Source organism: Phytoactinopolyspora endophytica (assembly GCF_004138495.1).
Lineage (GTDB): Bacteria > Actinomycetota > Actinomycetes > Jiangellales > Jiangellaceae > Phytoactinopolyspora > Phytoactinopolyspora endophytica.
In genome coordinates this window covers 252454-262039 of record NZ_ML142853.1, presented here as the reverse complement: position 1 = coordinate 262039, position 9586 = coordinate 252454, and the positions used below count along the sequence as shown (strand labels likewise).

Annotated in this window: 9 protein-coding genes; all 9 read left to right on the top strand. The window is 66.8% G+C overall.

The window, feature by feature from the left end; translation table 11 throughout:
* A partial coding sequence (locus ELR45_RS12030; protein ID WP_240759515.1) for a DUF503 domain-containing protein occupies nucleotides 1-224 on the top strand: 224 nt, incomplete at its 5' end.
* Between the two features lie 80 nt (nucleotides 225-304).
* Entirely contained in the window at nucleotides 305-859 is a 555-nt protein-coding gene (gene rbfA, locus ELR45_RS12025; RefSeq protein ID WP_129666239.1) for a 30S ribosome-binding factor RbfA, read from the top strand.
* A 121-nt stretch (nucleotides 860-980) separates the two neighbouring features.
* Entirely contained in the window at nucleotides 981-1877 is an 897-nt protein-coding gene (gene truB / locus ELR45_RS12020) for a tRNA pseudouridine(55) synthase TruB (protein WP_240759512.1), read from the top strand.
* A 13-nt stretch (nucleotides 1878-1890) separates the two neighbouring features.
* Nucleotides 1891-2349, top strand: coding sequence for a MarR family winged helix-turn-helix transcriptional regulator (locus ELR45_RS12015; protein ID WP_129666237.1), 459 nt, complete (start codon nucleotides 1891-1893; stop codon nucleotides 2347-2349).
* 482 nt (nucleotides 2350-2831) lie between these two features.
* Entirely contained in the window at nucleotides 2832-3347 is a 516-nt protein-coding gene (locus tag ELR45_RS12010; RefSeq protein WP_165367698.1) for a MarR family winged helix-turn-helix transcriptional regulator, read from the top strand.
* Between the two features lie 44 nt (nucleotides 3348-3391).
* Nucleotides 3392-5047, top strand: coding sequence for an MDR family MFS transporter (locus tag ELR45_RS12005; RefSeq protein ID WP_165367735.1), 1656 nt, complete (start codon nucleotides 3392-3394; stop codon nucleotides 5045-5047).
* Between the two features lie 182 nt (nucleotides 5048-5229).
* Entirely contained in the window at nucleotides 5230-6207 is a 978-nt protein-coding gene (locus ELR45_RS12000) for a bifunctional riboflavin kinase/FAD synthetase (protein ID WP_129666233.1), read from the top strand.
* A gap of 486 nt (nucleotides 6208-6693) precedes the next feature.
* Nucleotides 6694-6963 carry a 30S ribosomal protein S15 gene (rpsO, locus tag ELR45_RS11995; protein ID WP_129666231.1) on the top strand — a complete coding sequence of 90 codons (270 nt, stop codon included), beginning with the start codon at nucleotides 6694-6696 and terminating at the stop codon, nucleotides 6961-6963.
* Between the two features lie 245 nt (nucleotides 6964-7208).
* Complete coding sequence (locus ELR45_RS11990) at nucleotides 7209-9455, top strand: polyribonucleotide nucleotidyltransferase (RefSeq protein WP_129666229.1); 2247 nt, start codon at nucleotides 7209-7211, stop codon at nucleotides 9453-9455.
* Nucleotides 9456-9586: the final 131 nt, after the last annotated feature.

Below are 9586 nucleotides of genomic sequence, written 5' to 3'. Positions count from 1 at the left end.
AGGTACGACGGCGCCACGAGGTCTCGGTCGCCGAGGTCGGATACGCCGACCTGTACCGGCGCGCCGAGATCGGCGTGGCCGTCGTGGCCGGGGAGGCCGCGCACTGCCGCACGGTGCTGGACAGCATCGAGCGGCTGGTCGCGGCCCGTCCCGAGATCGACCTTCTCAGTGCGCGTCGTCAGCTGCGGTCGGACGATGACGACGTGCTCCCTGCGACACCATGACCGGTTGCTTCACCGGCCCACGGCACACCAGAAGCGACGGCGACTGCCGGATAACCACAGAGCAATACAAGGAGAACGAGATGGCTGACCCGGGTCGCGCTCGTAAGCTGGCCGACCGGATCCGTGAGATCGCGGCGGAGACGCTGGATCGCCGGGTGAAGGATCCCCGGCTAGGGTTCGTCACGGTGACTGATGCCCGGGTCACGGGCGATCTGCGTGAGGCGACCGTCTTCTACACGGTCTATGGCGACGACGCCGAGCGCGCCGCCACGGCTGTCGCACTGGAACGCGTCCGCGGACTGGTCCGATCCGAGGTGGGCCGGCAGACCGGAATCCGTTTCACACCGACGGTCGACTTCGTCGCGGACGCCGTGCCGGAGACCGCAGCACACATAGAGGATCTTCTGCGTTCGGCCCGAGCGTCGGACGCGCAAGTCGCCGAGGCTGCCGCCGCCGCGGAATATGCCGGTGACCCGGATCCTTACCGGTTGCCGGAAGAGGACGAGGAGACCGACGATGCCGGGGACGACGACGATGATGACGACGATGACGAGAGCGACGCCGTCCGCCCTGGTGTGGACGGTTCCGGGGCCGGTGATGACGTAGCCGGGAGTACCGGTACGGGAGCTTCCTGAACCACGCAGGGACGGTGACGTCCTGCATGTGAGGCCGGGAGCGCTCGCTACGCAGGACGCAACGTCGAGGACGATGCGCTTCTCTCCTGGGCGGAGCGAGAAGAGAAGGTGAGGGCGAGCCATGCGAGCGCAGCGAGGCATGTCAGCGCACGGCGACGGAATAGTGGTGGTGGACAAGCCGGGCGGTATGACGTCGCACGGTGTCGTCGGGCGGATCAGGCGGCTGGCGGACACTCGTCGGGTGGGCCACGCCGGAACACTGGATCCGATGGCTACCGGCGTGCTTGTGGTGGGTGTCGGCAAGGCGACGCGGCTGCTTGGCCACCTCGCACTGACCGAGAAGGCCTACGAGGCGACCGTGCGGCTTGGTTCCCGCACCGTGACCGACGACGCGGACGGGGACGTGATCGACGAGACCGACGCGTCGGGTGTGGACGAGCCGTCGATCCGCTCCGAAATGGCCGTGCTGACCGGAGAGATCCGGCAGGTGCCGAGCTCCGTGTCCGCGGTCAAGGTCGATGGAGTCCGCTCCTATCAGCGGGTGCGTACGGGTGAAGAGGTCGAGCTCAAGGCTCGCACCGTGACGGTCAGCCGGTTCGACCTGCTCGACGTCCGGCACGAAGGCAGCTACGTCGATCTCGACGTGCTGGTCGAGTGCTCGTCGGGGACCTATATCCGCGCGCTGGCGCGTGACATGGGCGCGGCCCTGGGGGTGGGCGGCCACCTGACCCGGTTACGGCGTACACGGGTCGGCACCTACACCTTGGATCAGGCTCACACGCTCGACCAGCTGGAGGAGAAACTCGATCTGCTCCCGCTGGAGGCGGCGGCGTCGGTCGCCTTTCCGCGGCTGGACGTCGACGAGGCGACGGCCCGCCAAGTCGCCCACGGCGCGCCGATGGGCAGAACCGACCTCGGTCCGGGCCCGGTCGCTGTGTTCGGACCGGACGGTACGCTGCTTTCGCTGGTAGAAGACCGGGGACCGCGAGCCAAGTATCTCGCGGTGTTCGTCGGATGAGGGTCGGGAGAGGATGACCGAGCAGGACCGCAGACAGCCTCACGAGCAGCTGGACTCCGAGCTGTCGCTGCTGGCGCGGCGCTCGCGGTGGATGTGGATCACGCTGGCGCGCGAGGTAGAAGAGGGCCTGGAGCCGGCCGCGTACGGGCTGCTCGCCACGCTCAGCGACGCCGACGACGACGTGCGCGGTGGCGATCTCGCAGAGAAGTTCGGCCTGGACAAGTCAACCGTGAGCCGGCAGATCGCGCAGATGGAGAGCCTGGGTCTGCTGAAGCGCGTTCCGGATCCGCAGGACGGCCGTGCCCGGCTCGTCCGCATCACCGAGGAGGGCCGGGCTCGTGTCCGCCGCCTCCGCGAACAGCGCGGACGCTGGCTCGAGGGAGCGTTGCGGGATTGGCCGAACGCAGACGTGCGACAGCTCGTCGAGCTGCTGAAGCGGCTGAACTCGTCACTGGAGACCCCAGAGCGCTGACTGGGCCGAGCGCCCCACATCGCCTCGCGCCTCGGCCGGCGCGTTGGCGTTGTCATCGTGCCGGTTTACGGAGCCGATGCCGCCCGGACGATGCGTCGATGACCGGGTACACGCCTCCTCGGACGATCGCCGCGATCGTCGATGGCACATTCTGTCTCGGTTAGCACGATCCGTGTCGTATGAGGTCGTGATCCGTGCACTTTGCGACACGGATCGTGCCATCGGATATATAACGTGTCGTCGGATACAGAACGTGTCATCGAGCGTTGGCGATTCAGGTCCAACAGCACGGGTACGCCGGTGCGAGCGCCGCCCGTTTCAACACTGCGACCCGATCACCCGGTCGTCGTCTTCGGCTAAGCGCGTGGGCAAGCCCTCAGGCGCCGATGAGCCGGCGCCGAACAATAGTTCAGTTGCATAGCACAACCATATTTTATATGGTTGCATCAACCAACTGTTGTAGTGCTGAGTGGAGTGCCTCGATGGCTGAGGAAGTCGACGACCAGATCGTCGAGCAGCTGCGCGCACTCGTGCGGGTGAGCCGGAGCGTCGCACACCGGCACGTGCTGGCGCACGAGGGAATGTCATCCGCCATGGCGGCGATGCTGGGCGTGCTGACACGCGAGGGCGCCATGAGACTCACCGCGCTGGCGGAACGCCAAGCCGTCGACACATCGGTGGCCAGCCGCCAAGTCGCTGAACTCGTCGAGCTGGGCTTCGTCCAACGGCTGCCCGATCCGGACGACGCGCGCGCCCAGTTGCTGGCGGTCACCGACGCCGGCACGGCCAAAGCGGAACGCGTCCGCCGTCGTCACGTCGAGGTCGTCGCGCAGGTGCTGGACCGATGGTCCGAAGCCGACAAAGCGGTGCTCGTCGCCGGCCTCACCAGGCTCAACGCGGATCTGCGGGACGCGGTGTGCGAGCACGCGACGCCAGCGGCGGCTCCGGCGCCGAGCGTGGTGACTCCGGTGCCGAGCAGCAAGCTCGCCACGACCTGACCTCGCGTATCCGGAGCAGATACGGACGTTGTGGAAAGGACATGATGATGACCACCGCTGTAGACCGGGAGGCGGAGCAATCTGAAACGACCGACGCGATGACCCACCGCCAAGTCCTGCAAGCATTGTCGGGACTGTTCATGGCGATGTTCGTTGCCATGCTGTCGGCGACGATCGTGGCCAACGCGCTTCCTCGCATCATCGCCGACCTCGGCGGGAACCAGAGTCAGTACACCTGGGTGGTGACGGCGACCTTGCTGGCGGCCACCGCTACGACTCCGATCTGGGGCAAGCTGGCCGACCGGATGAGCAAGAAGCTGCTCGTCCAGCTGGCCATCGTGATCTTCGTGACAGGATCGGTCCTTGCCGGCTTCTCACAGAACACTGAGACGTTGATCGGCTTCCGTGTCCTCCAGGGCGTCGGGATGGGTGGCTTGCAGGCGCTGGTCCAGATCGTGCTCGGATCGGTGGTCAGCCCGCGTCAGCGTGGCCGTTACATGGGGTACATCGGCGCAGTGATGGCGGTGGCGACGGTCGGAGGACCGCTGCTCGGCGGGTTCATCGTCGACACGTCGTTCCTCGGCTGGCGGTGGTGCTTCTGGGTGGGCGTGCCGGTCGCGATCATCGCCCTGGTGCTGCTGCAGAAGACACTTCACCTGCCGGTGGTCAAGGCGCACACGAAGATCGACTGGCTGGGTGCGATGCTCATTCCGGGCGGCGTCACCGTGCTGTTGCTGTGGGTGACGTTCGCCGGCGGCGAGTTCGCATGGCTGTCGTGGACCACCGTCGTGCTCGTCAGCGCGGCGCTCATGCTGATATCGGCGGCCGTCTGGGCGGAGCGCCGAGTGAGCGACCCCGTCGTGCCGCCCCGACTGTTGCGGGAACGGACTATGGTCCTGTCGATCATCGCGAGCGCGGCGGTCGGTATCGCGATGTTCGGTGGGCCGGTGTTCTTCGGGCAGTACTTCCAGATCGCGCGAGGGTACTCGCCGACGGAGGCGGGCCTGCTGACCATTCCCATGGTGGGCGGCCTGCTGCTCGCCAGCACCATCACCGGCCAGATCATCAGCCGTACGGGCCGATGGAAGAGATTCCTCGTCGGTGGCACGGCGCTGACGGTCGTCGGGCTGGCGCTGCTCGGCACCATCGACCATGCGACGTCGCTGTGGCAGGTGGGCGTATTCATGGCGGTGCTCGGAATCGGCATCGGCTCGACGATGCAGAACCTGGTGCTTGCGGTGCAGAACGGCCTCGCGTATCGGGATCTCGGAGCCGGTACATCGGCGGTCACGTTCTTCCGGAGCCTGGGCGGTGCCGCCGGAGTGTCGGTACTCGGCGCGATCCTGGCGTCGCACGTGACCGACTTGATCAACGACGGGCTGAAGGGGAACGCAGCCGCTGGGGCCTCGACCCAGACCGGTGGGTCCACCTCGCTCGATCTCTCCGAGCTGCCGCCGTCGGTGCGCGTCGTGGTCGAACACGCCTACGGCGACGGCACTGCCCTCGTCTTCGTGATCGGGGCAGTGGTGGCCGTGTTCGCCTTCGTCGCCGTGCTGTTTCTACGGGAGACCGCATTGCGCACGACGGTGAACGACGGCAGCCGTGCTGGGGGCGACGGTTCCACCCGTGCTGAGGACGAGGGTTCGAGCCGTACAGGGGCCGAGGGTTCGAGCCGTGAGGACGTGGTGACCCGGGCGTAGTGTGGTGAGTGGTGCGTGATCCCGGTGGCTCAGACGTCAGATGAGACACAGTTGGCGGGGCTACGTGGCCGTGCGGGCGTGTTGTCGGGGAGAATGACACGCTGGGTTGCTAGGGATGGTCGGCGGACTCGCCGTCGAACGTTCCGGACGGGCAACATCGCGGACAAGACTTCGGAGGGCACGTGCACCGCTGGATCGATCTCGGCCAGATCCCGCCCGGGTTCGGGCCGTCGGTCGTCACCATCGGAAACTTCGACGGAGTTCACCTCGGGCACCAGAGCGTGCTGACCCGGATGGTCGCTGACGCACGCGAGGCCGGTGCCCGGTCCGTCGCCGTGACGTTCGACCCGCACCCGAGCCAGTTACACCATCCCGACCGCGCGCCCGAGCTGATCACCGGTGTGCAGGACCGTCTGGAGCTGCTGGCGGAGACCGGTTTGGACGCGGTGCTGGTGCAGAGCTACACCTGGGAGTTCGCCAAGCAGACACCCGAGGAGTTCGTCCACCGATACCTGGTCGACGGGCTACGGGCGATGACCGTGGTGGTCGGCCAGGATGTCCGCTTCGGTTGGGAGAACGCCGGCGATTTGTCGACGATGTTGATGCTGGGGGAGCGCTACGGATTCTCGGTCGAGGTCATCGAGGACGTCAGCCCCTCCGGTGCGGGCGAGGCTTCGCGTCGTCGGTGGTCGTCGACCTGGGTCCGTGAGCTTCTCGCGGCGGGCGACGTCGCGGAGACCGCGGCGATTCTGGGCCGTCACCACCGCATGCGCGGCGTGGTGGTGCGGGGCGACGCGCGTGGACGCGAGCTCGGATTCCCGACGGCGAACCTCTCGGCGGACAGCGTCGGGATGATCCCGGCCGATGGCGTGTACGCGGGCTGGCTCACCCGCACCGCGGGCAGACAACCGGCCCCGTCAGCGCGTATGCCGGCCGCGATCTCCATCGGCACCAACCCCACCTTCGACGGTGCCTCCCGTCGTGTGGAGGCGTACGTGATCGGCCACACCGACCTCGACCTCTACGACGACGAGGTGCTGCTGGAGTTCGTCGAGCGGTTGCGCCCGACCCTCAAGTTCGACTCTGTCGACGAGCTGATCGCCACCATGAACGCCGACGTCGCCACCGCCCAAGAGATTCTCTCCCGCCATTCGTCGTAATCCGCTGCCCCGACTTCTTGAGCGTCAGTGTCGTTATGACTCCCCAACAGTGCCACAAACCGACACTGGCACTCAACAAGCCCGAGCCTTGCCCCGCGATCTCCGTTGGAATCCTTCCCCTGTCCAACACGAACCGCGCCGCGTTGACGTCCGTAGGCTGGTGCGGCATCGTCTGGGTGCTCAGCGACGACAGAGCGAGGGAGGGAGAATTCTTCGATTGATCTTCGGCCGGCGGCAGATACACGCAACCAACACCTAAGGCCGTCCGCCGGTCGCGTGAGAATGAGAAGAATCTCCCTCCCTCGCTCGGCCCCACCCCGCACACAAGGACGCCGCCCCACCCCGCAGCCGCCGACGCAGGTGCGATTCGTGCTGGACAGCCCCTCGCTGGTACTCTTGGCCCTGCCGTGAGATCGGCCGCGGTCAAGAGTGCACCGGTGGAAATGCCCGGGAGCGCCGCGCAACGAGCATACGAAGGGGAGTCACGTGTCGACTGACACTGCCACCAAGCAGAAGATCATTGCCGAGCACGCACGCACCGAGGGCGACACCGGCTCGCCTGAGGTGCAGGTTGCGCTGCTGACGCATCGGATCAACCACCTGACCGAGCACATGAAGGTGCACAAGCATGACCACCACAGCCGCCGAGGGCTGCTGTTGCTGGTAGGGCAGCGGCGCCGGTTGCTCAACTACTTGAGCAAGACCGACATCATGCGCTACCGAGCGCTGATCGAGAAGCTCGGCCTGCGGCGTTGAGCTGATACGTCAGGGAGCGGTCTCCCATGCCGGGGGCCGCTCCTTTGACGTATTTGGGATAACTGAATAAGCCAGGAACCATCAGGGGTGCCGGGTTCGCGTCGAATCCCAGAAAACGCAGAAGCCGGTCCTCGGTTGTGGCCTCCGGGCATGTATGCCCCGGATGCCTCCATCGAAGACCGGCATGGTGATGCGGAGACCGACCCGAACCGCCTGGCATCCCCAGAACAACAGGAGGATGACCCGTGACGGGTCCACAGATTCACTCCGCCGAAGCCGTCATCGACAACGGCCGCTTCGGCACACGTACCGTCCGATTCGAGACTGGGCAGCTTGCTCGCCTTGCCGCTGGTTCTGCCGCGGTGTACCTCGATGACGAAACCATGCTGCTGTCCGCGACGACCGCGTCCAGCTCGCCCAAAGAACACCTCGACTTCTTCCCGCTCACGGTCGATGTGGAAGAGCGCATGTACGCCGCGGGCCGGATCCCCGGCTCGTTCTTCCGTCGTGAGGGTCGTCCCAGCGAGGAAGCCATCCTCACATGCCGGCTGACCGACCGTCCGCTGCGGCCTACGTTCGCGCATGGGTTGCGCAATGAGGTCCAGGTCGTCATGACGGTCATGTCGCTGCACCCGGATGACCTGTACGACGTCGTCGGCATCAATGCCGCGTCGGCGTCCACCCAGCTCTCCGGCCTGCCGTTCTCCGGCCCCATCGGCGCGGTCCGGGTGGCGCTCATCGAAGACCAGTGGGTGGCGTTCCCGCACCATTCGCAGCTGTCCGAAGCCGTGTTCGACATGGTGGTGGCCGGCCGGGCGCTGCCCGACGGCGACGTCGCGATCATGATGGTCGAGGCCGAGGCCACTGTCGACACGTGGCAGCACGTGCAGAACGGCCGGACCGCTCCTACGGAGGAGATCGTGGCCGCGGGCCTCGAGGCATCCAAGCCGTTCATCAACGCGCTGATCAAAGCGCAGCAGGAACTGGCCGGGCAGGCGGCGAAGGAGACTGCCGAGTTCCCGATCTTCCTCGACTACGAGGACGACGTCTACGCGGCGGTGGACACCGCCGCGCGTGGTCAGCTCGCCGAGGCGCTCACGATCCTCTCCAAGGCCGAGCGCGAGGCCAAGCTCGACGCGATCAAGGCCGAGGTCAAGTCCTCCCTGGCTGAGCAGTTCGAGGGCCGGGAGAAGGAGATCAGCGCGGCGTTCCGCTCGTTGACCAAGAGTGTCGTGCGGGAACGCGTGCTGAGCGACGAGGTCCGTATCGACGGCCGGGGGCTCACGGACATCCGTACCCTCTCGGCGGAGGTAGGCACCATCCCGCGGGCGCACGGCTCGGCGCTGTTCGAGCGTGGAGAGACCCAGATCCTGGGTGTCAGCACGCTGAACATGCTCAGCCTGGAGCAGAAGCTGGACACGCTCTCGCCGGAGAAGACCAAGCGGTACATGCACAACTACAACTTCCCGCCGTACTCGACCGGTGAGACCGGCCGGGTCGGCACCCCGAAGCGCCGGGAGATCGGGCACGGGGCGCTGGCCGAGCGAGCGCTGCTGCCGGTGCTGCCCGCCCGGGAAGAGTTCCCGTACGCGATCCGGCAGGTGTCCGAGGCGCTGGGCTCCAACGGGTCCACGTCCATGGGCTCGGTCTGTGCGTCCACGATGTCCCTGTTCAATGCCGGTGTGCCGCTGCGGGCGCCGGTGGCGGGTATCGCCATGGGTCTGATCTCTGGTGAGGTCGGTGGCGAGACCAAGTACGTCACGCTGACCGACATTCTCGGTGCCGAAGACGCGTTCGGCGACATGGACTTCAAGGTCGCCGGCACCCGGGAGTTCGTCACCGCGCTGCAGCTGGACACCAAGCTCGACGGCATTCCCGCGTCGGTGCTCGCCGGTGCGCTGCAGCAGGCTCGCGACGCCCGGTTGACCATCCTCGACGTGATGGCCCAGGCGATCCCCGAGCCGGACGAGATGAGCCCGTACGCGCCGCGCATTATCAGCGTCAAGATCCCGGTCGACCAGATCGGTGCGGTGATCGGCCCCAAGGGCAAGATCATCAACCAGATCCAGGATGACACCGGCGCCGAGATCGCCATCGAGGACGACGGCACCATCTTCATCGGCGCGGACAACGGTCCGGCCGCCGAGGCCGCGCGGAAGGCGATCAACGACATCGCCAACCCGACCATGCCGGAGGTCGGCGAGCGCTACATCGGCACCGTGGTCAAGACCACGAGTTTCGGGGCGTTCGTCTCGCTGCTGCCGGGCAAGGACGGCCTGGTGCACATCTCCAAGCTGCGTGCCCTGGCTGGTGGCAAGCGGGTCAACACGGTCGAAGAGGTCGTCGAGGTGGGGCAGAAGCTTCAGGTCGAGATCACCGAGATCGACGACCGCGGCAAGCTCTCGCTCTCCCCGGTGGTCGACGAGGAGCAGCAGTCCGAAGGCGAGTCCGTCGACGAGCAGCCGGCCGAGTCCGAGCCTGCGGTCAACTGAGGTAGCGGCGATTGACTGAACGCAGCGCCAGCACCAAGGCCCTGCTCGGGGAGGACACCGGTGCGCCGGTTCGGCGCACCGTCCTCCCGGGCGGGCTGCGTGTGTTGACGGAGGCCGTCCCGACCGTGCGA

Bases quoted from the DNA above. Each gene is read 5' to 3' on its own strand.
- rbfA (WP_129666239.1), top strand. From the start codon at position 305: ATGGCTGACCCGGGTCGCGCTCGTAAGCTGGCCGACCGGATCCGTGAG.
- truB (WP_240759512.1), top strand. From the start codon at position 981: ATGCGAGCGCAGCGAGGCATGTCAGCGCACGGCGACGGAATAGTGGTG.
- ELR45_RS12015 (WP_129666237.1), top strand. From the start codon at position 1,891: ATGACCGAGCAGGACCGCAGACAGCCTCACGAGCAGCTGGACTCCGAG.
- ELR45_RS12010 (WP_165367698.1), top strand. From the start codon at position 2,832: ATGGCTGAGGAAGTCGACGACCAGATCGTCGAGCAGCTGCGCGCACTC.
- ELR45_RS12005 (WP_165367735.1), top strand. From the start codon at position 3,392: ATGATGACCACCGCTGTAGACCGGGAGGCGGAGCAATCTGAAACGACC.